We start from the raw sequence: 23,033 nt of genomic DNA on the forward strand, positions 1-23,033 counted from the left end.
GACGCCGACCGCATCGCGCGGGATCCGACGCTCCGCGGACCACTCGAGCGGGCAGCGCCCGCGAGAAGAAGCCGTCGACGACGGCGACGAGACCGTCAGCGCCCCGGCGATGGGCACCGACGCGGACCCCGATGATTTCTCGGTCGGCGATCGGATCGAGACGACCGTCCGCCGGATCTGCACGCAGGAAGGCGTCACTCGCTACGGCTTCAAGATCCGGCCCGAGAGCGAGTAGGCGGCTCGAGGCCGAATCGATGCCGACCTCGAGGGAAGTGAACGCGTCGCCGAACTCGCGTCTCGATACCGCTACTGCGCACAGGATCGTCGTCACGCCTCCTGAAATGGTTTCGAACGCCCCCAGCGCGACTGGCTAGCGCGCCGAAGCAATACCGGGTCCGATTCGTTCTATAGTAACAACTGAAACGATTTACACACCGGTCGCACAGCCGTCGTGCGATCGGGTGTGCAATGACTTTCAGTGGCTACTATAGTCACCCGTCAGCGCCTCGCTCGCCGGCGCGAACTCGATCGGCTGTCCGAGCCCCCGTTCGCTGGCGCGCTCGTAGAGCAGGTACGCCGCAGCGACCGTCTCGATACCGGTGCCGCCGCTGTCGAAGACGGTGATCTCGTCGTCGCTCGTCCGACCCGGTTCGACCCCGGCGACGACTTCGCCTAGTTCCGCGTGAACGTGGTCCTCGGTGACCGCGCCCGCTTCCGCGGCCTGGATGAACGAACCGGCGTCGAACGTCGCCCGTTCGCGGAGGTCCGGGACGTAGGTCGCGTTCGCGATCGTGTCCGTGTCCAGTTCGCGTGCGTCCGGCGAGTACTGGCCCATCGCGGTGATGTGGGTCCCGGGCGCGATGTCGTCGCCGTCGACGACCGGCTCGCTGGCCTGCGTCGCCGTGATCACGACGTCCGCGTCGGCGACGGCGGCCGTACTCGAGTCGACCGCGTGGACGTCGGCCGCGAGAGTGTCGTCGAAGTCGGCGGCGAAGGCCGCACGGTTCTCGGGGGTCGGGGAGTAGACTCGGACTTCGGAGAAGTCACGGACCGTGGCGGTCGCATGGAGCTGGCCGCGGGCCTGAGCGCCGCTCCCGATGATCGCGAGCGTGTCGGCGTCGTCGCGGGCGAGTTCGTCGACGCCGACAGCACCGGCCGCGCCGGTCTTGAACGGGTTCATGCTCGCGCCGTCGAGCAGGGCAAGCGGTGCGCCGCTGTCGGCGTCGAACAGCGGCGTCATGAACCAGGCATCGGTCGCACCGAAGCCCGCGCTGTACATGTAGCCCCCCATCGCACCGGTCTCCGGGAGGACGGCGGCGTAGCTGGTGAACATGCCCTCCGGGTCGGCGCGGAAGAACTTGGATCGGGGCTGGGCCGGCGCGCCGTTCCCACGCTGTCGATACCCCTCACGGACGGCGTCGACGTACTCGGCCGGCATCGCGATGTCCTCGACGTCGTCGCTGGACAGAAACAGGGTGTCAGTCATGGGAAAGCGAACGAAACGGAGACGGGAAAAGGAACCGAAAGCGGCAGTGAGAGATCAGTCCGCGTTGATCGGCGGGCGCGCCGATCGGGCCTCGTCGGAGGCGTCCGCTGGCGTATTGACGAACATTGCGTGGCCGATGATTCCCATCGCGACGACTGCCCCGAGCGGCACTGCCGCGGTCAGCGACACCCCGACGAAGGTCAGGGCCGCGGTGATGCCGAGCAGTGCGACTGGGATGAGGCCGAGAACAATGTCGTAATATCCAGTCATAATCTATCCTATAGTATGAGGAATGGCCATATAAGTGTTTCCCATAATTAGCTCGTGGTGGACGGATTCCTGACTCAGATCTTCAATAAGAGATCTATATAAGTTATGTCGAAGATACGAGTCGGGACCGGGGATCGGATCGAAGATCGCTCGAGGAACGTGACGGACGGATTCAATATTAAATCGACTTCGTTCACCCGATAGAGACAGTTAACAGTGGTTTTCCGAATAACGTGTCGAAATCAGGAGGGCTACAGTATCGATCGGAGTCCGTTCGCGAATCGGCGCGCCGATCACCTACCTCGTCGCTGATAGATAGAGGATATAGACCAGTCGCCAACCGAGCAACGCGGTCAGTCCGGTTGCGGTGATGACGACCGGGAACGGCCACGTCGCCCCGCCATCGAACAGCGGCGAGCCACGGAGCATGAGTCCGACGTTCGCCGCCGCGATCCACGCGACGGCCGGCAGTCGGAACTCGCGGCTCGCTCCCGCCCGATCGGCCGCGTAGACGCCCGCCAGCGCCGCGGCGGCGAGCCAGCCGACCACGAACGGCGTTACCGTCTCGAGCGAGGCGATCGGTTCGGCGATCGGGTTTCCGTTATGGCTGATACGGCCGATGAGGACGATTCCGACGATACAGAGGATGTCGACGATTCCGGCGAGGAATCGGTCGCGGTCGGCCGCCCCGTCGCGCGTGTCCGTCCGGACTGCTGTGTCCATACGCGATACTCATGGCTGCGAACCCATTGGTGTCCCGGTTCGATCGTCGAAATACCTGACAGGAGAGGAGGAACTCGGCGGCCGTCGGCCACCGAGTGCCGTCCAACGGACAGCGCGTCTCCGTGCGAGGGGACCCTCGCACGCCCGATCCGTGGTCGGCCGGCTACTTCGTTATCCGTTCCGTTCGGACCGGCCGGCCGTGCGCCCCGTCTCATTTCACCACGTAGTCGGAGCCTACACACCGGCCCCGATCGACGATCGGGGTCTGCCTCAGGGCGAACCGATCCGTCCGAATTCGTGACTGTCAGCAGAAGAACTAATATGGGACGAACCCGAACCGCCCGGGTAATGGCAGTGGTCGGTGAACGACGGGCCGGCTGCGACGGGTGTGGCCGGACGATCTCGCTCGAGGACCTCACGGCAGTGACGATGCCGGACGGCGAACGAGTTGCGTGCTGTCCGGAGTGTGAGCCACACGCCAGGGCGGCCGCCCGAAAGGGCTCGTCGCTCGACCAGCGGCGGGCTGCCTGCGACGGGTGTACTGACACGTTCCTCGAGGCCGAACTCGAGGATGTGGTGCTGTCGGACGGCACTGTACTGACCTGCTGTCCCTCGTGTGCGGCCGAGGCCCCAGGCACCGATGTCGGGGTCGGAGCCGAGGGCGACGGCTCGGCGACCGACGGGAGCGCCGACACGACCGAGAGCGATGACGCCGACGATCGAACCCGATGTACGCAGTGCCGGGAGTGGGTCACTGAGGAGCGGTTTCGCGTGACCACTATCGACGAGCGGACCGAACGGCTGTGTTCGGGCTGCAAAGCCGACGCCGAGGAGCGCGGCATCGTCACCGACGTCGCCATGCGAAAGATAGAGGCTCGCGAAGTACTGGGCGTCGAGCGGGCCGTCAGCGACGACCGGCTCCGGGAGGCGTTTCACGAGCAGGTCAAACGTGCCCACCCCGACCGCAAGAGCGGCAGCGAGTCGGCGTTCAAGCTCGTCCGGGACGCCTACGACCGGCTCCGGGACGAGGACTGAGCCGTCGGCCGCTCCTCGCGACCCATGAAGCCGATCGTCGCCGGATCGAAGTAGTACGTGATTCCACAGTCCGCACACGAGGCCGTCAGGAACTTGCCGTGTGCGTGGAGCTTCCAGAGCTTGGACTGGTCGTAGTCGAGTTCGAGCGTAACCGGCCCCCCGCAGTCGGGGAGCGTACACGGGAACTGAATATACCAGTTGGGCACCGACAGCGCACCCAGCGGAGCGAGTTCGCTCCGGAGCCGACACAGCAGGTTGAAGATCGTACCGGAGAGGTCACTGCGGTCGATCGTCACGCCCTCGACGTCGCTCACGAACCCTCGCCGGTCGATCCCCTCGTCGAACAGCGGCAACACGGGGATCCCCTTGGCCACCGCATAGCCGATCTCCTGGTTGATCCACTCGTCGTCGGCCGCCCCCTCCGTCAGCACCGCGACGACGAGGTCGCTGTTGGCGAGTCGTCCCTCGAGTCGCTTTCGCGAGCGGCCCGAGTCGACTTCCTCGAGCGCGATGCGAACGCCGAAGGGGAAGTTCTTGACCGTCGAGAACAGGTCCTGCACGAGATCGAGATCGTCGGGCGCGTGGGAGACGTACACCTGCTCACCGGTCATGGAATCGTCTACGACAAGGACGTTTCCGAACCGTTATTAATCTATCTCCGTGATGTGTTTAATCAGTGTTACGTCCGCTCGGCCGGTCCCGGACCGTCTCGAGGACCAACTGCGAGAACTCCACCTGCGAGAGGTCGGCCCCGAGCCGGTCGAACCACTCGCGTTCGACGTGCCAGCGCCCGCGAACCGTCCCGTCGGTCCTGACAGAAGTTACCTCGAGCCGGCCCGGCGTCCACGACCGCTCCTCGCCGATCGACAGCAGGGTCCGCAGGACGGCCCCGACCTCGTCGCGCGTGACCGCGGGCACGTCGGAGACGGCCTCGTACTCGAGGTCGATCCCGACGCCGTCGACGGGGGCTGTCTCCTCGCCGTCGCCGTCCCGCCAGTCGAACGACGTCACGTAGTAGCCGTGGCTCATCAGTCGGTTCTCGAGCGTGACCGAGACCGGATGCGCCGCCGTCTCCGCCCCGCCGTCGGATTCGGATTCGTTGTCACTCATACGCATGGCTTCGGGCGACAGGGGGAAAAGTGGGACGGCGCGTGTCGTATACGGACTGCTGTAAGTCGTTTGCGGCGCGACCGCGACCCGTTCTGCGGTCGCGCCGGTAACCCGTTACAGCAGATCGTATTACAGCGGGGCGACGAGGTCTTCGAGGGCCGCCTTCGGGTCGTCGGCCTTTGCGACGCCGCTTGCCAGCAGGACCCCGCCGGCACCGAGATCACCCGCGGCGACGACGTCGTCGCCCGTACTGATGCCGGCCCCACAGAGGACCGAGACGTCGGGATCGACGTCGGCCGCGGCCGCGACCGCGTTCTCGACGACGTCCGGATCGGCCTGGCTGACCGGCGTCCCCGTCCCGATGAGTTCGGGGGGTTCGACGGCGACGGCGTCGGGACCGAGCGCCGCCGCGGCACCGATCTGGGCCGGGTTGTTCGCACAGACGATCGTTTCGAGGTCGGCTCGGTCGGCCGCGCGGACCGCGCCGTCGATGTCGGCCAGTTTCAACCGTTGCTCGGAGTGGTTGACCAGGGTCCCGGCCGCCCCCGCGTCGGCGACGTGTTCGGCAAGGGCGTGGCCGGTGTTGCTCCCGTGGTCGATCGGGTCGACGTGCTGGGCCCACGTCTCGACGCCGGTCTCGGCGACCCGCTCGATGTGGCTCGCCGCCGGCGCGACCGCCAGGCGCGCGTCGGTCGTGTCGTCGACGTCGCGGACGGCCTCGGCGACCGCGACCGGATCACACGGATACGTCTTCAGGTTCACGAGGACGAACATATCGGCAACCCCACCCGCACGAAAGAAATAGCTTGCGAGTCGGCGGTACGGGGATCGGGGACGAACCGCTCGACGACGTCAGTCCTTTCGTTTGACGACGTCGCCCAGCGTGTAACTGCCGGTCGAGGAGCCGCCGGACCACTCCGAGTCCTCGCCGGACGCTCCCTCGGCGTTCAGGTCGATCTCGAGGAAGTTCTCGAGTTCGGACTGGACCCGGTCGCTCGGGAGGGTGTCGCCGCGTTCGATCTTGCGGATCAGGCTCGCCTTCTCGTTGAGTTCGTTTGCGAGTTCGGACTGGCTGAGGCCCCTGCTCTCGCGGGCGTTGCGAACCCGGTCGTCGTAGTCGGTCGCCAGCTCGTCCATATCGTCGAACATGTCCGACCGGCGCTGGCTCGAGCCGCCGGAACTCGACGAACTCGCGGCACCGGACGACCCGCTACCCCCGCTCGAGGACGACGAACTCGAGCCGGTCGAGTACTTCGTCGACGAACTCGAACTCGAGGGCTGTTTGACCTCGGTGCCGAAGTCCGTGCAGTCGGAACACACGTCTAGCTTCGCGCCCTCGACTTTGATCGTCTTCGGGGACGACGTCTCGGCCCCACACATCTCACACTGAACCATGTCCGTTCCTATATCGTGATCAGGGATAAAGCATGCGGCGCGCTCCTGCCCGTCAAAAAGGGCTGGAACGGGCCATAGCGGCGCTCACTCGAGGGCCTGCCAGGAGTAGTAGAAGCGCTGGAGCGCGGTCAGGTGGCCGACGACCGCGAGGAAGACGAGCAGGAGGCCCACGAGCGTGAACCCGCCGGCGATCGGTCCCGTGATCGGATAGGCCAGGAAGCCGACGATCCCGATGATCGCCAGCCGGTCGGCGCGACCGACGAGTCCGCCGTAGACCCGATCGAGACCGACGGCCTGGGCCTGCGTGCCGAGATACGAGGTCATCACGACCCCGGTCACGGCGGCGAAGCCGAGCAGGTAGTCCTCGACGCCCGCGGCCAGTCCCGCGATAACGACGATGTCGGCGTAGCGGTCGAGGACGTGATCCAGCAGGTCGCCGCCGGCCGAGGCGACCTCCTGTTCGCGCGCCAGCGCGCCGTCGACGATGTCGAGCCAGCCGTTCAGGAAGACCAGCGCGGCCGCCACGGCGTACCAGACCGGGTCCTCGATCCCACCAAGCGCGAACGCGACCGCGGCGAGGATCGCCATCGCGAAGGCGACGACGCTCACGCCGTTGGGCGTCATCCCGACGCGGTCAAAGCCCTTGACGAATGGATCGAGAAACCGCGAGACGTACGGCCGGAACTTGTCGAGCGTCACGTCAGGTACCCCACGAAGTCGACCTCGCCGGCGCTCGGCTCGCGTTCGCCCGCCGCGACCGCCTCGAGGTCGGCCGCGACCGCTTCGGGGTCGCGATCGGTCGTGTCGATCTCGTAGACCGACTCGAGGCCGTGTTCCTCGACCGCCTCCGAGAGGATCACGTCCAGCGCCTCGCTCTCGGCGTTCTCTTCGGCTTTTTCGGCGGTCTCACCGCGCTCGAGCAGGCGCTCCTCGAGCGTCTCGGGATGACACCGCAGGACGACCACGCGATCGGCGTCGAAGTGATGCGCGAGGTGGGACTCGACGACGACGTCGTCCCGGCCGGCGAGCCACTCGGCGAGCGCCTCGAGGTCGGCGATCTTGCTCTCGCGGTCGGCGTCGACCTCGGTGTAGAGCCCCTCCGCTTCGAGGACGCGGTTGAGGTGGATCACCTCGAGATCGGGGAGCGACTCGCCGTTTGCCGCCGCGTTCGGGGCGGGCTCCTCGTCGGCCAGCCGCGACTCGAGCAGCTCCGTCGCGGTCGTCTTCCCGGTGCCGGGCGTGCCGGTGACGCCGACTCTCACGTGTCGGCCACCTCCGCGTCCGACTCGCCCGTCGGGGACGGCTCGACGTCGAGGTCGGCGAGGACCTCGTTGAGTGTCTCGACCGCCCGCCCCGTTTCGTCCTCGGTTCCGCAGGTGATGCGGACACAGCCAGGCAGCCCGAAGCTCGAGCAGTCACGGACGATGACGCCGCGTTCCTGCATCTCGGCGGCGACGGCCGAGGCGTCGCCGACCTCGACGAGGACGAAGTTGCCCTGGCTCTCCCAGACGTGTGTATCGACGTTGTCGCGCATGTACGCGCGGGATTCGCGGGTGGTCTCGACGGTCCGGACGACGTGTTCCTCGTCGTCGATGGCCGCGAGCCCGGCCCGACAGGCGAGTTCGCTCGCCGCGAAGGGCGTGTTCACGCGGGCGTAGGCGTCGGCCCACTCGTCGGGCACGACGGCGTAGCCGAGACGAACGCCGGCCAGTCCGTAGGCCTTCGAGAACGTCCGGAGGACCGCCACGTCGTCGCGGGCCTCGAACTCGTCCCAACCCTCCAGCAGCGCGATGGCGCTTTCGTCGTCGGCGAACTCGCCGTAGGCCTCGTCGACGGCGATCAGGGTCTCCTCGTCGGTCTCGTCGGCGAGGCGTTCGATCTCCGCGAGAGGCATCGTCGAGCCCGTCGGGTTGTGCGGGCTCGTGACCCAGATCACGCGCTCGCCGTCGTAGGCCTCGAGGACGACGTCGGCGTCCTGCGTGAAATCGTCGGCTTTCGAGAGGGCGTACTCGCGGACGCCGCCGTGGTGAAATCGGGCGCTCATCCCGTAGTAGGCGAAGCCGGGCGTGGGAACGAGAACGTCGTCGTCCGGTTCCAGCGCCGTCCGGTGGAGATAGTCTATCGCCCCGTCGCCGCCGTTTGCCAGCCAGACCTGGTCGTCGGTGACGTTCCAGCGGCCGGCGACGGCGGTCGTGAGATCGGCGTGGGCGGCCTTGGGGTAGGAACTCACGCTCGAGGCCGTCTCCCGGATGGCCACGGCGGCGGCCGGCGAGGGCCCGTGCGGGTTCTCGTTCGAGGCGAGTTTGATGAACTCGGAGGGGTCCCGGTCGAGTTCGCGGGCGACCTCCTCGATGCCTCGACCCGCCTCGTAAGCGACGTGATCGGACAGGTCGCGCGGTTGCATACGCGAATCCAAGTTTCCCGCGGCTCTTAAGGGTGCTTACATGTGGTCAGTCCGCCCGCGCCGCTGACACGCTATTCGAGCCACCGCATGCTGGCGGCGACGGGAACTCCTACCGGAGCTTCCAGAGCAACGACCGCAGTTTGTATCCGAGCGAACCGTTCCGATAGCCCGTCCAGCCGCTCATCCCGCCCGCGAGCGTCGTCGCGTCGTACCCCTCGTCCGTCAGCACGGCGGTTGCGCGCTTGGCGACCACGCCCATCTTGCACACCACGACCACGTCCTCGTCGGCCGGGATCTCCTCGAGTCGACTGCGCAACGCGTCGTCGTCACCAGAGCGTAGCGCCTCGTAGACGGGAACGTTGTGGCTGTTCGCGATCGCGTTCGACTGAAACGCCGATCGCGGGCGGATGTCCAGTATGAACGGCTCCGCTCCCGACTCGAGTCGCTCGTCCAGTTCGTCCGGGCGAATGCTGCTCATCGGCCGAATATTGTCTTAAGTACACAAAACCATGGCGCTTCGAGCGACCCATCGGACCGCGAGCTACCGCCCGTGAAGCCGCTCGAGTCGCTCGATCGAGTCGGCGTCGGCGGGATCCTTGTCCGACCGCACGCCCTGGAACCGCGGGAACCGCAAGGCGTAGCCCGACGAGTAGGTCGGCGAGGACTGGATCTCCTCGTAGCCGACCTCGAAGACGACTTCGGGCTCGAGGTCGATCTCCTGGCCGTCCTCGGCGGTGATGTGGGGCTCGAGCAACTCGGTCAGTGCTTCGAGTTTCTCGTCGGTGATCCCGGTTGCCACTTTGCCGACGGTCTCGAGGGCGTCGCCCGCGCGCACGGAGAGTTCGAAGGTCCCGAGGAAGGTCGCGCGTCGGCCCTCGCCCCACTCGGCACCGGTGACGACGCAGTCGATGGTCTCCACGTCCGGCTTGCGCTTGCGCCAGTGTTTCCCCCGCCGCCCCGGCGAGTAGGTCGACTCGGGATCTTTGAGCATGATCCCCTCGTGGCCGGCCTCGAGCGCCGCGGCGTCGATCGACTCGATCTCGTCGGGGTCGTCGGCCAGTCGGAGCAAAGAGAGTCCCTCGATGTCCGCGTCCGCCGTCCCATCGGTAGCGTCGTCGCCGTCGGAATCGGCGGCCGAGAGTACCGACCGGAGCCGGTCGTGGCGGGTCGTCAGGGGTTCCGCGAGCAGGTCCTCGCCGCCGGCGTGCAGGCAGTCGAAAAAGACCGGCCGGACCGAGACGTCCTCGCGAGCCTTCGCGACGTCGTGTTTCCGGCGGAATCGTTTGAGGACCGCCTGGAACGGCAGCGGCGAGCCGTCGTCGTCGATCGCGACGACCTCGCCGTCGAGGATGGCGGGCTCCTCGAGCGTCTCGTCGGCGAACTCGACGACCTCGGGGAGCGCGTCGGTGACTTCCTCCATGTTTCTCGAGAAGACGCGAGTCTCGACGGTCGAGCCGTCGCCGTCGTCCATGCCCGCGGGGTCGTGGTGCAACTGGATTCTGGCACCGTCGTATTTCGACTCCACCGCGGCCTCGTCCCACACCTCGAGCGCGTCGGTCACCGTTCCGGCCTGTGCGAGCATCGCCTGGACCGGCCGGCCGACCGCGAGGTCCACGGCGTCGAGGCCCGCGAGGCCCTCGTCGCGGGCGATGCGGGCGACCTGTCCGTAGTCGTTCGACACCTGCAGGGCTCGTTCGACGCGATCCTCGGGGACGTCGAAGGCCGCGGCGATGGCGTCTCGCACCGTTCCCTCGCCGACGCCGATGCGCATCTCCGAGAGGACCAGCCGGGCGAGATACCGCGCCTCCTCGCTCGAGGCACGGTTGAACAGGCCAAAGAGCAGGTCGACCTTCCGGTCGTGACTGCCCGATCCGTCGGCGGCGGCCAGCTCCGCGAGGGTGTCGGCGACTTCGCGGACGGTGAGATCGTTGCCGTTGCCGCCAGAACCGGCGTCCCCACCGCCCGTGAACGCGCCCAGTCCCTGCTGCCCGCCGAACTCGTAGCTGGCCGCTACGTCGCCGATCTCGCCCACCTCGGCGAGTCGCTCTTCGACGTCGTCGCCGCTGACGTTTCGCCCCGCCGCGCGGGCGATCGCCTCGTAACACGCGCTCGGGCCGACGTCGAGCGTCGTCGAGTCCCAGGCGGGGAACACCCGCCCCTGGACGAACCGCGCGACGACGTCGATCTCTCCCTCGGCGTCCGCGAGCAGGTCCCTGACGTGGGCGACGATCTCGAGGTCGGCGGGTTCGGCGTCGATCGTCCCGGCGCGGTCGGCGAACGTGGCGAACTCCATCGGCGGTGTGTATCGCCGGGGGGAGTAAAACGGTTCTGAGACCGGACGGTTCGGGCGGGATCCGCGATGGAGCCGATGACCGCCTTTCAAGTCGATCGGGTACGCACTCGGTGGTATGTCCGAGGAGGAACTCGCCGCGCGGGTCGCGGACGTCCTGTCGGTCGACGCCGACGACTTCCGCCGACTGGCAGAGGCGGACGCCGAGGTGATCAAAGAGGGCGTCGAGGAGGGGGTCTTCGACAACCCGCAGGCGATCGTCGGCCTCGAGTACGAGTTTTACGCGGTCAAGGCCGACGACTGTGCGTTGCGGCGGGTTCCGCGTCGCTTGCTCGAGTTGATCGGCTTCGAGAAGGAGTTGGGGCTGCACAACGCCGAGATGACGACGAGCCCGCAGCCGCTGAACGCCGACGGGCTGACGGCTCAGGAGGCGGAGGTCAAGGCCCGCCTGCGGACGGCGCTGGACGTGACCCAGTCCGAGCGGATGCGACTCGTCAGCGACGCGCTCTGGACGCTCCCACCGGAGGGCGAGGACGCGGCGACCTACCTCACCGACAGCGTCGAGCGAACGACGACGGACGACGGCGGAACCGAACGCGCGGTGCGGGTCGCGACGAACATGAGCGACTCCGCCCGGTATCACGCGATGGCCAACACCGAACGGGCCGAGGCCGCGGGGATGCGCATCGAAGCTCCCCACGTCTCCCTGCAGACCGATACCGTCATGCCCGAGAGCCTGATCACGTCGATCCAGCCCCACTATCAGGTGTCTCACGCCCCCGACCTACCCGAGTACTTCAACTACGCGTTGCGAATTGCGGGCCCGCTGCTCGCGCTGGGGGTCAATTCGCCGTTTTTCCCCGCCGACCTCTACGACGAGGACGCGAGTCCCGAGGCGATCCTCCGGGACGGCTGGATGGAACACCGCATCAGCGTCTTCGAGACCGTCCTCAACGACCCGACGACGGGGGAGGGAAAGGTCCGGTTCCCGCGCGATCTCGCGTCCGTCGACGAGGCGATCGACCGGATCGCCGCCGACGACACCATGGTCCCGATGCCGGTCGAGCCAGGCGAACGCTTCGACGATCAGTTCCCCCACTTCAGCCGCAAACACGGCACCTACTGGCGGTGGGTCCGGCCGGTCTTCGGCGGTCCGACGCGGTCGGCGGCCAACGCACGCATCGAGTTCCGCCCCATTCCCGCCCAGCCGACGGTCCGCGATTCGGTCGCGTTCCTCGCGGCCTTCGCCGGCCTGATGGAAAGTCTCACCCGGCTCGAGCATCCCGTGGTCGAACTCGACTGGCAGCTCGCCCGGGAGAACTTCTACGCTGCGATGGTCGACGGGATCGAAGCCGACCTGACCTGGATCACCAACGACGGCAAGGAGACGACCGACCGCCTCGCACTCTACGAGGACCTGCTGGCTCACGCCGAGGACGGCCTAACCAACCGCGGGCTGAGCGAGGAAGACGCCGCCAAGTACCTCTACCCGCTCCGCCGGCGCGTCCGGCAGGGCGTGACGCCGGCCAGCTGGAAGCGCGAACGGGTCGAAACCGCGCTCGCGGACGGGGCCGACCTCGAGGGGGCGATCGAGGCGATGCAGCGGGCGTACGTCGCCCGCCAGTCCGAGACGCTGCTCGAGGGAAGCTTCGCGAACTGGATCGGCGAATAACGGGTCGATCGAGAACGCCGGTGCCGAGCCGGCTCGGCGACATCGGCGGGGACGTCGTCGAGTGACCGCCGGCGCTCGCGACCGGCCGGTCCGCGTCGAGCCGGCTGCACACGCGCTGTGTCACCGACCGCCCCGTATCGGCCGAAAGCCATTAAGTACCCTCGCTCGAGAGTTGCGGGTATGGTAACCTTCCTCTCCGGGGGCACCGGCACGCCGAAGCTGTTAGACGGCGCTGCCGCCGCGTTCTCGCCGGAGGAGACCACGGTCGTCGCCAACACGGGCGACGACATCGAACTCGGCGGGCTCTTCGTCTCGCCGGACGTCGATACGCTGCTGTTTCAGGGCGGTGGAATCCTCGACCGGGAGACGTGGTGGGGAATCGAGGGCGATACGCATCGAACGAACTCGGCGCTGAAAGACATCGCGTCGGCCGCGGACCTCCCCGACGGGCCGCAGTACCTCCCCGAGGAGCGACAGACCGCCGGCCGCGATCTCGCGAACTGGCGGCGCTTTTCGGGGGTCGCCGAGTTCATGACGATCGGCGACCGCGACCGGGCCGTCCACATCACGCGGACCAGCCTCCTCGACGAGGGGTACACGCTGAGCGAGGCGACCCGGCAACTCGCCGACGGGTTCGGGCTCGCGATCGACCTGTTCCCGATGAGCGACGACCCCGTCGCCAGCCTCGTCCACACGGACGAGGGGCTGATGCACTTCCAGGAGTACTGGGTCGCCCGCCGTGGCGAGCCGACCGTCGAAACCGTCGAGTTCCGGGGCTCCTCGCAGGCCGAGCCCGCGCCGGGCGTCCTCGAGGCGCTTTCCGACACCGTCGTCATCGGCCCCTCGAACCCGGTCACCAGCATCGGTCCGATGCTCGCGCTGCCGGGGGTCGCGAAGGCGCTCGCCGAGACGACGGTCGTCGCCGTCTCCCCGTTCCTCGGGGACGACGCCTTCTCCGGCCCCGCCGGCGCTCTCATGGCGGCCGTCGACGCGGAGCCAAGCACCGCGGGGCTGGCGACGGCCTATCCGTTCGCCGACGCCTTCGTGATCGACGAGAACGACGACGCCGCGTTCGAAACCCCGACGGTCAGGACCGACATCGGGATCGACTCCCGCGAGGACGCCGCCCGCGTGATCCGCGCGATCGAGGCGGCGATCGAGCGCGTGGCATGAGCCGCGTCTCCGTTGCCCCGCCGCTCGCGCTGGCCAGCCTCAGCGGCGAGGCCGACGCCGACTGGGCGCGGGACGGGGCCGAGTACGCGGGGGCCGCGTTCCTCGGCGGGATCGCCCTCGACGACGACTCGCGTGCGGCCGCGCGCGAACTCGTCGCCCGCGATCGGACCGAGTTCCTCCCCGACGACCCGATCGCCTTCCTCGAGGACGAACTCGACGCGCTCGCGGACGTCCCGATCCAGCCGGCGTTCAACGTCCGCAGTACCACGATCGAGCCGGTCGTCGAGGCAGCCCGGAGCTGCCGCGATCGGAACGCCTACCTCGAGATCAACGCCCACTGCCGACAGGACGAACTCTGTGCCGTCGGCTGCGGCGAAACGCTGCTGCGAGACGGCGAGCGACTCGCGACCTACGTCGATCGAGCGGCCGCCACCGGCGCGACCGTCGGCGTGAAGGTCCGCGCGGAAGTCCCCGGCGTCGACCTGCCCGTCCTCGCCGCCCGACTCGAGCGCGCGGGCGCAGCGTTCGTCCACGTCGACGCGATGGACAGCGAGTCCGTCGTCGCCGACGTGGTCGACGCGACCGACCTGTTCGTCATCGCCAACAACGGCGTCCGCGACGACGAGACCGTCCGCGAGTACGTCGACTACGGCGCGGACGCGGTCAGCGTCGGCCGCCCCAGCGACACCCCCGCCGTCCTCGAGCGGGTGCGCGAGGCGGTGGACCGGCGGCTGGGGCTCGAGGCGAGGCGACGATAGCCGTCATTATCCGGAGCGGTGTCGCGAATCGAGACATCAGGGTGCAAGTAGCGAGCAGCTTGGGACGGGTGCGTACGCGGTGGCGCGCTGTCGGCGAGGCGCGACCGACGGGAGCGTCGAAAGCGAACGGTGAGCGAAGCGAGCCGTGAGCAGGCCGTCCGAACGCTATGTGAGGGCGGTCGTCGACATCGTGCGAGGAATGAGCACGGCAGTGAGCGAATCGGCTGGGGTGGTCTTCCGTGTTGCCACGATAGCAGGACGCTTGCGGTATTCGAGTGACTCTCGGGACGGACTCTGGGATAGGTTTCAGCCGAACGGCCCAAAAATACTACCTCGAAACTAGTCGATGATTCTAACCGATTACAACGGCGCGCCGACCAGCACGAGCTTCGCCCGCTCGTCGTACCGGTTCTGGATCTGACGCGACTCGTCGGGGTCGAGCCGGATCGCCTCGTCGGCCTCGAGGGTCACGGTCTCGTCGGCGTCGGTCAGGTCGACGTCGATCCGCCCCTCGACGACGTAGTAGACCTCCTCCTGGCCCGTGTCCGTCTCGTCGTGTTCCATCCCCTTGCCGTCGGGCTCGAGTTCGAGAACCGAGACGCCCAGTTCGTCGGCGGCCAGCGGCTCCTTGAGGAACCACATGCCGCCCCACTCCTCGTCCATGACTGAGTCCGGGTCGGTCTTGGCGACGGTGTCGTAGCCCATGCGCGATCGATCCTCGTCTCGCGGCTTAAATCGACGGGAGGGGGCCCGCTTTGCCGACGGTTGCCGCGAATCCCCACCCCTAAGCCGCCGCGGCACGCAGCGATCCGTATGCGAACGTCGGCCCAGAACGCTGAACTGGCCTTGCTCCTCGAGGTCGCGGGGACGCCCAAACCGGGCAACGTCGACCGCGAGCGCGACCTCGCGGACCTGCGGTTCGAACACTTCCTCGCCGGGGCCGTCGGGGCCCGCGACGGACTCGAGCGGGCGGCATCGGGCGCGACGATCGGGTCGGCCTTCGAGCGGGCAGTCGAGGGAATGGCCACCCAGGAGGGCGGGAACACGCAGTTCGGGGCCTTGCTGTTGCTCGTGCCGCTGGTCCGGGCCGCCGGCGACGACCTCGATCGATCGGCCGCCGAGGCCGTCGTCCGCGAGACGACCGTCGCCGACGCGGCGGGGTTCTATCGGGCGTTCGACCACGTCGACGTCGCCGTCGACGACCCGCCGGCGGAACTGGACGCCCTCGACGTGCGCCGCGGATCGGACGCGGTCCCGGCTCTCGAGGAACGCGGGCTGACGCTGCTGGAGATCATGGAACAGTCGGTCCCCGGCGACGGCGTCGCCCGCGAGTGGATCGAGGGGTTCGAGCGGTCGTTCGCGGCCGCCGAGCGACTCGCCGCGGCCGAGGGTCCGCTCTCGGAGCGGACCGCCGCGGTCTTTCTCTCCCTGCTCGCCGAGCGCCCCGACACCCTCGTCGCGACGCGTCACGGCGAGGCGACCGCGCGAGACGTGACCGACCGGGCCGCGGAACTGGTCGCCGAGGACGCCCTCGCAACCGATCGCCGGGCCGTCGACCGGTTCGCCGACGACCTCGCGGATCGGGGGATCAACCCCGGGACCACGGCCGACATCACGGCCGCGGGACTATTCGTCGCGCTCGAGCGGGGGTCGATCGCGGTATGAGCGGCGAGCGAAACGCGGCGACGGACGGCACCGAACGCGACGGCGAGCGCGGACCCGAGAACGGCGACGACGCGACGTGGCCGGTCGCTCTCGCGGGCGTCACCGAAACCGTCGTGACCACGCTCGGCCCGAACGGGCTGTGGAACGCCGCCGCGCTCGGGCTCCACGCCGGAAATCCCGTCACCGCGCGCACGTGGGGAAACACCCGAACCCGGCGAAACTTCCACCGGCGAGGCGAGGGCTACGTCCAATTCGTCGACGATCCCGTCGTCTTCGCCGACGCCGCCTGCTCGATCCTCGAGTGCGAGGAGCCGGTCCTCGACGCCGCCAGCGCCTGGGCGCGGGTCACAGTCGAGCGGACCGACGCGGGCAGCGAGGGCGGCACCGAGTGGGAGGCGTGGGCGCTTCGTCCCGTCGAGTCGGCCATCGAGCGCGAGACGGTCCCGACGATCGACCGCGGGTTCGGCGCCGTCGTCGAGGCGACCGTCGCCGCCTCGCGGCTCGGGGTCGACGAGTACGACCAGCGCGAGCTACGCGACCGGCTCGAGTACTGTGCCGCGGTCGTCGAGCGGGCCGGCGGCCCCCGGGAACGGGAAGCCCTCGAGCGGATTCGCGACCAGTCGCGGTGGTGAGCCGCGACGCGGAACCGACGCGGACGGCCGCGGTCGCGGCGGAGCCGCGGGCGACCGGTCGCCGCCGCAGAACGAATGGCTTTAGGGCGCGCTCGGTGAATCACCCGATATGGCAATCAAGCCGGCCTACGTCAAGAAGACCGGGACCCTCCTCCTCGAGCGGTACCCGGAGGCGTTCACGACCGACTTCGAACAGAACAAGGAAAGCGTCGAGAAGCTCACCAACGTCGAGTCCAAGGGCGTTCGCAACCGGATCGCCGGCTACGTTACCCGGAAGAAAGGCGCCGAAGTCCCGGCGTAAGTCGTTTTTCGCCTCGAGATCACGCACACAGCCGAGAAGCGATGCGTCTCTGCCGTGACCACTGCGAGTCAGAACAACGCCAGTGTCTCGTGTCGCGACCCGGCCGATCGGTGGTCGGCGGCCGGCAAACCGAGTTACTCGCCGAAGCCGGGCTCCATGTAGAGCGCGGCGACAAGTGCCACCAGCGCGATGCCGAAGGCGAACAGCAGCCCGACGAAGCCGGTCAAAATGTTCAGTTCGAAGCCCAAAAGCGGGAGCGCCGCCGTCGCCTCGTCGGTGCCCGCGGCGGAGTAGCCCGTCCACGCAAAGAGGACGCCGACCAGCGCCGCGACGGCCGCAAGCACCGTCGCACCGATACTAAAGGGCGTGTCGAACAGCCCGCCGGTACTCGCGGTCGAACTCGTCATCGGAACCACCGCTTCCCTGCCGCCTCGAGTCGGTCCTGTCGGTCGTACATCGATCGATAGGTACCGCTCCGTTTTCTTAATTTCTTCTATCCGTTCGCAACGGTTCCCGCGGTCCTCGACGACCGACGACTGGGTGTGCAACTCCGTCGATTGACACTCGCTACCGAAAACCCAAACGGTTTTGCGGACACGACTCGGAGTGGCGGAAAATGGCAGTACGAGTAGGCGTACTCGGTGCGACCGGTGCCGTCGGACAGCGACTGATTCAACTGCTCGATCCCCATCCGGAGTTCGAGATCGCGGCCCTGACCGCGAGCGAGGCAAGCGCCGGCAAGACGTATCGACAGGCCGCGAAGTGGCGCGTCGACAGCCCCATTCCAGAGGACATCGCCGAGACGACCGTGACGGCGACCGATCCCGACGAGGTTCCCAACGACATCGATCTGATTTTCTCGTCGCTTCCCTCGAGCGTCGGCGCGGAAGTCGAACCCGGCTTCTGTGAGGCCGGCTACGTCGTCTCCTCGAACTCCTCGAACGGCCGGATGGACGACGACGTCCCCCTCGTGATTCCGGAGGTCAACGCCGACCACCTCGACCTGCTCGAGGTCCAGCGTGATCGGCGCAGCTGGGACGGCGCGATGGTCAAAAACCCCAACTGCTCGACGATCACCTTCGTCCCCACGCTCGCCGCCCTGACCGATTTCGGCCTCGAGAAGGTCCACGTCTCGACGCTGCAGGCGGTCTCCGGTGCGGGCTACGACGGCGTCACCTCGATGGAGATCATCGACAACGCCGTCCCCTACATCGGCGGCGAGGAGGACAAACTCGAGACCGAGTCCCGGAAACTGCTGGGCGAGTTCGATGGGGCCGAACTCTCCCACAACGACATGTCGGTCGCGGCCTCCTGTAACCGCATCCCGACCATCGACGGCCACCTCGAGAACGTCTGGGTCGAGACCACGGAGGAACTGACCGCGGACGCGGCCGCCGAGGCCATGCGGGAGTACCCGTCGCTCGACCTCCGCTCCTCGCCGGACCCGCTCATCCACGTCTTCGAGGAGCCCGATCGACCACAGCCCCGGATGGACCGCACGCTCGGGGACGGGATGGCCATCGCCGCGGGTGGCCTCCAGGAGTCGCCCTTCGGCCTGCAGTACAACTGTCTGGCCCACAACACCATCCGCGGTGCCGCCGGCGCGAGCGTGCTCAACGGCGAACTGCTGCTCGAACACGGCTACATCTGAACGGCGCTCGGTCTCCACCCGATCGTCAGCCGAGCGGTCGATCGGTTTCTCGACGACGCGAGCCAACCCGATTAGTCCCGTAGTATAACAGTCCCGGCGACGTACCTCGAGCGAGAGCCCCATGGTACTGATCGTCGAGTTCGAAATCGGGACGCCGATTCTCCGTCGGACCGTCGCGGCCGTTTCGCGGATCGACGTCGAGGAGATCTATCGGTCGGAGACGGGGGCGATAAAGCTCGTCTGTTGGGTGTACGGCGACGACCCCGAGGCCGTCGAACCGGCGCTCGAGGCCGACGACACCGTGGCGGCGTTTTCCCTGCTCGAGGATCCCGGTGATCGCCGGCTCTACAGCGTCACGCTGTCGGAACAGGGGCAGGCCCACCTGACCTATCCGACCGCCGCGAAGTACGACATCGGATATCGGGAGGTCACCGTCACCGAGGACACGAACATCCGGGCGCGCGTCCCGACTCGGGAAGCGCTGTTCGCGTATCGAGACATCTGTCGCGAGAAAGGAATCCCGTTTCGAATCCAGCGGATCTTCGAGGAGTCGGCCGCTGCCGGTGACCGATACGGCGTCACCGAGCGCCAGTGGGAGGCGTTGACCGTCGCCCTCGAGGAGGGGTACTTCGACGTGCCCCGCGAGACGACGCTCTCGGCGGTGGCCGAAGAGATCGACATCTCCGCGCAGGCGCTGTCCGCTCGCCTCCGTCGAGGGCAGGCGAACCTCCTCCGGAACACGATCGGCGAATCGACCCCCACTTGAATCGTTGATCATCCAATCGTGGACGCTTCCCGCGACGGACCGGTATCGGAGGTATGGAAACCGAATCCACCACCGGCCGGTCGACGCTCCACGAGTCCGCCAGTACGCACCAGAGCGGCCCGGACACGACCCCGAGCGTGGCCGTTATCGACGCGATCGCGGCCGAGTCGTCGTTCGACGCCCTCGAACTCGCCGACGAGTTCGGCCCCCTGTACGACGTGATCGACCCGTCTGCACTCGATTCGCTCTTCCAGTCGACGGCGGGGACCGATCCCTGTGTCGGATCGGTCACGTTCGAGTACGCGGGCTACCGGGTCGGCGTCGATCAGACCGGTCGCGTCGAACTCGTTGCCCTCGAGTGAGCGGGTCCACGTCGCGCCGTCAGTCGTCCGTTCGTGGGAGCGCGACCACCGGGACTGCAGCCTTCTTGACCAGCCGACGGGCCACGTCGCCGGTCAGTAGCTCCACGAACCGGTTGCCCCCGCGTGGCTCGAAGACGACGGCCTCGACGTCGCGCTCCTCGGCCGCGTCGAAGATCGTCTCGACGACGTCCGTCCCGAAGAGGATCGCCGTCTCGACCGGGGCCGCGCGGTCCGCGAGCGGTCCCCGGGCGCGCTCGAAGATCTCCTCGGCGTAGGCCTCGCGCTGTTCGACCGAGGCCTTGTCCGGCGCGCCGCCGGCCTTCTCGATGACGTTGACGAAGAGTACCGAACTCTCGGGGCCGAGGTACGGGGCCAGCGCCGCCGCCGTTCGTTCGCCGTCGTCGGGATCCGCGACGGGCACGAGGACCCGGCCGTCGAACGTCAGTACCATCGTCCGCCTCCCGTCCGCGCGGACGCGTCCGCTCGAGTCACACAGTCTGGGCTGTCCATACTCGCCGTTCGTCACAGGGAAGCAAAAAGGTGCGTCGAACCGATCGGCCGGCGGCCGGCGCGTCTCAGGGCAGCACCTGATTCTCGAGGGCGTCGTCGCCGTTTTCGCGACGGCGAACGTTCTCGGCGACGATGTCGGCGAGTCGCTCGTAGTACTCGGGAGTGTGGCCCGCGTTGTGGGGCGTAATCTGCACGTTCTCGAAGGTCCACAGCGGGTGGTCCTCCGGCAGCGGCTCGGGGTCGGTGACGTCCAGTGCGGCCCCGCGGAGCCGGTTCGAGCGCAGCGCCGCGACCAGCGCGTCGGTGTCGACGACGGGGCCGCGGGCGACGTTGACCAGCACCGCCTCGGGATCGAGCGTGACCAGCGCCTCGCGGTCGATCAGCCCCCGCGTCGTCTCGGTGAGCGGACACGCGAGGACGAGGTAGTCGGTCCGCGCGAGCGCGTCGTCGAACGCCTCGCCCTCGAACCCGATCACCTCGTCGGTCGGCCCGCCCTTCTCGGGGGTGTATCGAACTCCGATCGTCTCGACGCCGAACGGCTCGAGTCGCTCGGCGACCGCCTCGCCAATCGCGCCGAGACCGACGATCGTCACCGTCGATCCCTGCAGTTCGTGGGCCCGGTAGTGGCGCCACTCCCGGCGGTCCTGTCGCCGCCGACCGACGTGGAACCGCCGGACGAACCCCAGGATCGCGCCAAGCACGTGTTCGCCGATGTTCGGCCCGTGGACGCCCGAGGCGTTGGTCACCGCGACGCCTCGCTCCTCGAGTTCCTCGAGGGGAAGATGGCCCGTTCCCGCGTAAGCACAGGCGAAGACCGCGAGTTCGTCGGCCGCCTCGAGGAGGTCGCGCTCGAGGGTCATGCCGGTGGCGAACGTCGCCGACCGGATCGCCTCGCGTTCCGCGGCGGGAGTCCGCGCGAGTTCGACGCTGCGATCGGGGAGTCGCTCGCGGATCGCGTCGGCGTACTGTTCGACCGGCATTCCGTGTGTGCCACGCCGGAGGACGAGTACGTCCGGCGCGTCGGCCTCGCTCATATCCCCTCCCTCGTCCAGTGCGATCAAAAGCGTTCGTCTCGCGGCACCGGGCGGCCGGGCCCGGCCACTCGAGGGCCCGAGCTCCGACCGCAACCCGAAAATGACGTGACCACCACGTTTAAGCGAACGAGCCACGAACGCCGACAGTATGCCTTCGGACGAGTTTCTCGACGGCGAATCGCTCACCGGACGACAGGCGGCGATCATCTTCGCGGGCTTTCTCGGATTCATCATCGGTTCCGGCATCTTGCTCGTCCTGGCCAGGGGCCTCTTCTGACTCCCGAGCGCGACCGATCCGTTCGCCGGACGGTCCGCCTCGCAGTTTTTATAATGACGCGCTGAGTCCAAACGTCGTATGGAACGCGTAGACGTCGCGATCGTCGGCGGCGGCCCCGCCGGTGCGTCCGCGGCCGAGCAAGCGGCAGCTCACGGCGCGGAAACCGTGCTCTTCGAGCAGGGGGTTCCCCGAGAGGACCGGGAGGGAGTGGGTCCCGACTCGACCGACGCCGCCGGGATGCTCGACTACTGGATCGATCTCATGGAGTTCGACTACCGCGAGATTCCCGACGACGTCATCCATCGGGAACTCGAGGGCACCGAGTTCGTCGGGCCGAACACCGCCGTCGAACTGACCTCGACCGGGATGGACGCCAGCTATCCGACGTTCGGATACACCTTCCACCGGGCCCGCATGGACGACTGGCTCTACGAGCGAGCGACCGACGCCGGGGCCGACCTCCGGGTCGGCGTCGGGGTCAAGGATCTCGAGACGGATCTCCGCGCTTCGAGCCCGAAGGGGCCGACTCACACCCTGACGCTGTCGAACGGCGACGAGATCGAGGCCCAGTACGTCGTGCTGGCCGACGGCCCCCAGCGCCGGATCACGCTCGACGCGCTCGATCAGTTCACCGCGCCCGGTCGCAGCGTCTCCGATCACCTCTCGCCGCCGGAGGCGAATCACATCGCCTATCAGGAGTACCGGGAGTTCCCGGCGGAACTGTTCGAGGAGTTCGAGGACCGACTCACGTTCTGGTGGGGCTACATGCCCGGCGAGACCGCCTACCCGTGGGTCTTCCCGAACGACGGCACCGTCGCCCGCGTCGGGCTGACGATGCCGATCGGGATGACGCTCGAGGACGTCGAGGATCCCGGCTCTTACAAGCTCCTGCGGCCGGACGACGACCGGATCCCCTCCGGTGCCGAGTACATCAGCCGCCTGCTCGAGCAGGAGTACGGCGACGAGTACGACATCGAGGACGACATCCCCCGCGTCGAAGATCGGGGCAAGTCCAAGGGGACCGAGACCTACCCCATCTCCTCGACGCGGCCGATCGACTCGCCCGTCGGCGCGAACATCGCCGTCGCCGGCGGCGCGATGGGGACCACCTCGGCCTTCCACGAGGGCGGCTACCACGTCGCCGTTCGTACCGGCAAGATCGCCGGCCGGCTCGCCGGCACTGACTCGCTCGAGAACTACAACGAGATCTGGAAGGCGGCCATCGGCGACGAGATCCTCCGCAACGTCGCCTTCGCCGATATCGTCGCCGACTACGGCCCCGACGACTGGGACTGGGCGTTCTCGACCGTCAACGACATGCAGGGCAACGGCGCCGACGACGGGCTGATCGCGCGGAAGTACACCGCCGGTTTCGACGCCGCGAAGATCGCCGCGACGTACAAGCGTACGAAATTCACGTACCGCGACGGCGGCTACCTCCAGCTCGCCGAGGACGACTACTTCTACTGAATCGGCCGTCGGGACTCGAGGGCCGGCCCGCGACGCGGGTTTCGAACCC

28 protein-coding genes and 1 pseudogene are annotated in these 23,033 nt (G+C 67.9%); 13 read left to right on the forward strand and 16 right to left on the reverse strand.

Translation table 11 applies throughout. The annotated features are described in order from the left end of the window. Window positions 1–25: 25 nt before the first annotated feature. Window positions 26–235 (forward strand): annotated as a pseudogene (locus tag A6E15_RS08515) (ACP synthase); the annotation flags it as partial. 240 nt (window positions 236–475) lie between these two features. Here the strand turns inward: A6E15_RS08515 and A6E15_RS08520 are convergent. From A6E15_RS08520 to A6E15_RS08530, 3 genes are all read right to left on the reverse strand, one after another. Further along, window positions 476–1,486: an ornithine cyclodeaminase family protein gene (locus A6E15_RS08520; RefSeq protein ID WP_076145494.1), complete on the reverse strand. Its 1,011-nt coding sequence runs from the start codon at window positions 1,484–1,486 to the stop codon at window positions 476–478. Between the two features lie 54 nt (window positions 1,487–1,540). Further along, entirely contained in the window at window positions 1,541–1,756 is a 216-nt protein-coding gene (locus A6E15_RS08525) for a hypothetical protein (RefSeq protein WP_076145495.1), read from the reverse strand. A gap of 297 nt (window positions 1,757–2,053) precedes the next feature. Then, complete coding sequence (locus tag A6E15_RS08530) at window positions 2,054–2,479, reverse strand: DUF3054 domain-containing protein (protein ID WP_076145497.1); 426 nt, start codon at window positions 2,477–2,479, stop codon at window positions 2,054–2,056. Window positions 2,480–2,827: 348 nt separating this feature from the next. Between A6E15_RS08530 and A6E15_RS08535 the strand changes: the two genes are divergently transcribed. Then, entirely contained in the window at window positions 2,828–3,514 is a 687-nt protein-coding gene (locus tag A6E15_RS08535; protein WP_076145498.1) for a J domain-containing protein, read from the forward strand. Here the strand turns inward: A6E15_RS08535 and A6E15_RS08540 are convergent. The 9 genes from A6E15_RS08540 to ligA form a co-directional block, all read right to left on the reverse strand. Next, the gene (locus tag A6E15_RS08540; RefSeq protein WP_076145500.1) at window positions 3,487–4,125 is read right to left on the reverse strand and encodes a toll/interleukin-1 receptor domain-containing protein; all 639 of its coding nucleotides are present in this window, start codon (window positions 4,123–4,125) and stop codon (window positions 3,487–3,489) included. The two genes, A6E15_RS08535 and A6E15_RS08540, sit on opposite strands and share 28 nt — an antisense overlap. Before the next feature lie 58 nt (window positions 4,126–4,183). Beyond that, window positions 4,184–4,624 carry a hypothetical protein gene (locus tag A6E15_RS08545; RefSeq protein WP_076145501.1) on the reverse strand — a complete coding sequence of 147 codons (441 nt, stop codon included), beginning with the start codon at window positions 4,622–4,624 and terminating at the stop codon, window positions 4,184–4,186. A gap of 129 nt (window positions 4,625–4,753) precedes the next feature. Then, window positions 4,754–5,398: a triose-phosphate isomerase gene (gene tpiA, locus A6E15_RS08550; RefSeq protein WP_076145503.1), complete on the reverse strand. Its 645-nt coding sequence runs from the start codon at window positions 5,396–5,398 to the stop codon at window positions 4,754–4,756. Window positions 5,399–5,476: 78 nt separating this feature from the next. Continuing rightward, on the reverse strand, window positions 5,477–6,019 hold the full coding sequence (locus A6E15_RS08555) for a multiprotein bridging factor aMBF1 (RefSeq protein ID WP_076145504.1): 543 nt from the start codon (window positions 6,017–6,019) through the stop codon (window positions 5,477–5,479). Window positions 6,020–6,103: 84 nt separating this feature from the next. Continuing rightward, on the reverse strand, window positions 6,104–6,718 hold the full coding sequence (locus A6E15_RS08560) for a CDP-alcohol phosphatidyltransferase family protein (RefSeq protein ID WP_076145506.1): 615 nt from the start codon (window positions 6,716–6,718) through the stop codon (window positions 6,104–6,106). Beyond that, window positions 6,715–7,281, reverse strand: coding sequence for an adenylate kinase family protein (locus A6E15_RS08565; protein ID WP_076145507.1), 567 nt, complete (start codon window positions 7,279–7,281; stop codon window positions 6,715–6,717). Before A6E15_RS08565 ends, A6E15_RS08560 begins: the two co-directional genes overlap by 4 nt. Further along, a complete protein-coding gene (hisC, locus tag A6E15_RS08570) occupies window positions 7,278–8,423 on the reverse strand; it encodes a histidinol-phosphate transaminase (RefSeq protein WP_076145509.1) in 1,146 nt (381 codons plus the stop codon). Before hisC ends, A6E15_RS08565 begins: the two co-directional genes overlap by 4 nt. A 109-nt stretch (window positions 8,424–8,532) precedes the next feature. Further along, window positions 8,533–8,901 (reverse strand): rhodanese-like domain-containing protein, encoded by a 369-nt coding sequence (locus tag A6E15_RS08575; protein WP_076145510.1) that lies wholly within the window; start codon window positions 8,899–8,901, stop codon window positions 8,533–8,535. 63 nt (window positions 8,902–8,964) lie between these two features. After that, a complete protein-coding gene (ligA, locus tag A6E15_RS08580; RefSeq protein WP_076145512.1) occupies window positions 8,965–10,716 on the reverse strand; it encodes an ATP-dependent DNA ligase LigA in 1,752 nt (583 codons plus the stop codon). 115 nt (window positions 10,717–10,831) lie between these two features. On the opposite strand from ligA, the gene A6E15_RS08585 reads away from it, so the two are divergent. The 3 genes from A6E15_RS08585 (at window position 10,832) to A6E15_RS08595 (ending at window position 14,316) form a co-directional block, all read left to right on the forward strand. Beyond that, the gene (locus tag A6E15_RS08585) at window positions 10,832–12,385 is read left to right on the forward strand and encodes a hypothetical protein (protein ID WP_076145514.1); all 1,554 of its coding nucleotides are present in this window, start codon (window positions 10,832–10,834) and stop codon (window positions 12,383–12,385) included. Window positions 12,386–12,565: 180 nt separating this feature from the next. Further along, window positions 12,566–13,558 (forward strand): 2-phospho-L-lactate transferase, encoded by a 993-nt coding sequence (gene cofD, locus A6E15_RS08590; RefSeq protein ID WP_076145516.1) that lies wholly within the window; start codon window positions 12,566–12,568, stop codon window positions 13,556–13,558. Then, window positions 13,555–14,316 (forward strand): tRNA-dihydrouridine synthase, encoded by a 762-nt coding sequence (locus A6E15_RS08595; protein ID WP_076145517.1) that lies wholly within the window; start codon window positions 13,555–13,557, stop codon window positions 14,314–14,316. The genes cofD and A6E15_RS08595 overlap by 4 nt, the downstream gene beginning before the upstream one ends. 360 nt (window positions 14,317–14,676) lie before the next feature. On the opposite strand, the gene A6E15_RS08600 is transcribed toward A6E15_RS08595, so the two are convergent. Further along, entirely contained in the window at window positions 14,677–15,021 is a 345-nt protein-coding gene (locus A6E15_RS08600) for a cupin domain-containing protein (protein ID WP_076145519.1), read from the reverse strand. A 108-nt stretch (window positions 15,022–15,129) separates the two neighbouring features. Between A6E15_RS08600 and A6E15_RS08605 the strand changes: the two genes are divergently transcribed. The 3 genes from A6E15_RS08605 (at window position 15,130) to A6E15_RS08615 (ending at window position 16,914) form a co-directional block, all read left to right on the forward strand. Then, on the forward strand, window positions 15,130–15,981 hold the full coding sequence (locus A6E15_RS08605; protein ID WP_076145521.1) for a triphosphoribosyl-dephospho-CoA synthase: 852 nt from the start codon (window positions 15,130–15,132) through the stop codon (window positions 15,979–15,981). After that, window positions 15,978–16,613, forward strand: coding sequence for a DUF447 domain-containing protein (locus tag A6E15_RS08610; RefSeq protein ID WP_076145522.1), 636 nt, complete (start codon window positions 15,978–15,980; stop codon window positions 16,611–16,613). Before A6E15_RS08605 ends, A6E15_RS08610 begins: the two co-directional genes overlap by 4 nt. Window positions 16,614–16,722: 109 nt before the next feature. Continuing rightward, window positions 16,723–16,914 carry a 30S ribosomal protein S17e gene (locus tag A6E15_RS08615; RefSeq protein ID WP_076145524.1) on the forward strand — a complete coding sequence of 64 codons (192 nt, stop codon included), beginning with the start codon at window positions 16,723–16,725 and terminating at the stop codon, window positions 16,912–16,914. Window positions 16,915–17,048: 134 nt separating this feature from the next. On the opposite strand, the gene A6E15_RS08620 is transcribed toward A6E15_RS08615, so the two are convergent. Beyond that, window positions 17,049–17,330, reverse strand: a complete 282-nt coding sequence (locus A6E15_RS08620; RefSeq protein WP_006651268.1) for a hypothetical protein — start codon at window positions 17,328–17,330, stop codon at window positions 17,049–17,051. Window positions 17,331–17,530: 200 nt separating this feature from the next. Between A6E15_RS08620 and asd the strand changes: the two genes are divergently transcribed. From asd to A6E15_RS08635, 3 genes are all read left to right on the forward strand, one after another. Then, the gene (gene asd / locus A6E15_RS08625) at window positions 17,531–18,565 is read left to right on the forward strand and encodes an aspartate-semialdehyde dehydrogenase (RefSeq protein WP_076145525.1); all 1,035 of its coding nucleotides are present in this window, start codon (window positions 17,531–17,533) and stop codon (window positions 18,563–18,565) included. Between the two features lie 121 nt (window positions 18,566–18,686). Continuing rightward, window positions 18,687–19,331 carry a helix-turn-helix domain-containing protein gene (locus A6E15_RS08630; protein WP_076145527.1) on the forward strand — a complete coding sequence of 215 codons (645 nt, stop codon included), beginning with the start codon at window positions 18,687–18,689 and terminating at the stop codon, window positions 19,329–19,331. A gap of 53 nt (window positions 19,332–19,384) precedes the next feature. Next, window positions 19,385–19,693: a HalOD1 output domain-containing protein gene (locus tag A6E15_RS08635; RefSeq protein WP_076145529.1), complete on the forward strand. Its 309-nt coding sequence runs from the start codon at window positions 19,385–19,387 to the stop codon at window positions 19,691–19,693. A gap of 19 nt (window positions 19,694–19,712) precedes the next feature. Here A6E15_RS08635 and A6E15_RS08640 read toward each other — a convergent pair whose 3' ends face one another. Beyond that, window positions 19,713–20,144, reverse strand: a complete 432-nt coding sequence (locus A6E15_RS08640) for a universal stress protein (RefSeq protein WP_076148268.1) — start codon at window positions 20,142–20,144, stop codon at window positions 19,713–19,715. 124 nt (window positions 20,145–20,268) lie between these two features. Then, window positions 20,269–21,237 (reverse strand): D-2-hydroxyacid dehydrogenase, encoded by a 969-nt coding sequence (locus A6E15_RS08645; protein WP_084177350.1) that lies wholly within the window; start codon window positions 21,235–21,237, stop codon window positions 20,269–20,271. Between the two features lie 148 nt (window positions 21,238–21,385). Here A6E15_RS08645 and A6E15_RS21680 point away from each other — a divergent pair, with 148 nt between their 5' ends. Continuing rightward, the gene (locus A6E15_RS21680; RefSeq protein WP_277612908.1) at window positions 21,386–21,514 is read left to right on the forward strand and encodes a hypothetical protein; all 129 of its coding nucleotides are present in this window, start codon (window positions 21,386–21,388) and stop codon (window positions 21,512–21,514) included. Between the two features lie 78 nt (window positions 21,515–21,592). After that, on the forward strand, window positions 21,593–22,984 hold the full coding sequence (locus A6E15_RS08650) for an NAD(P)/FAD-dependent oxidoreductase (RefSeq protein ID WP_076145532.1): 1,392 nt from the start codon (window positions 21,593–21,595) through the stop codon (window positions 22,982–22,984). Window positions 22,985–23,033: the final 49 nt, after the last annotated feature.

It is taken from the genome of Natrinema saccharevitans, assembly GCF_001953745.1.
In the GTDB taxonomy this organism is placed as follows: Archaea; Halobacteriota; Halobacteria; order Halobacteriales; family Natrialbaceae; genus Natrinema; species Natrinema saccharevitans.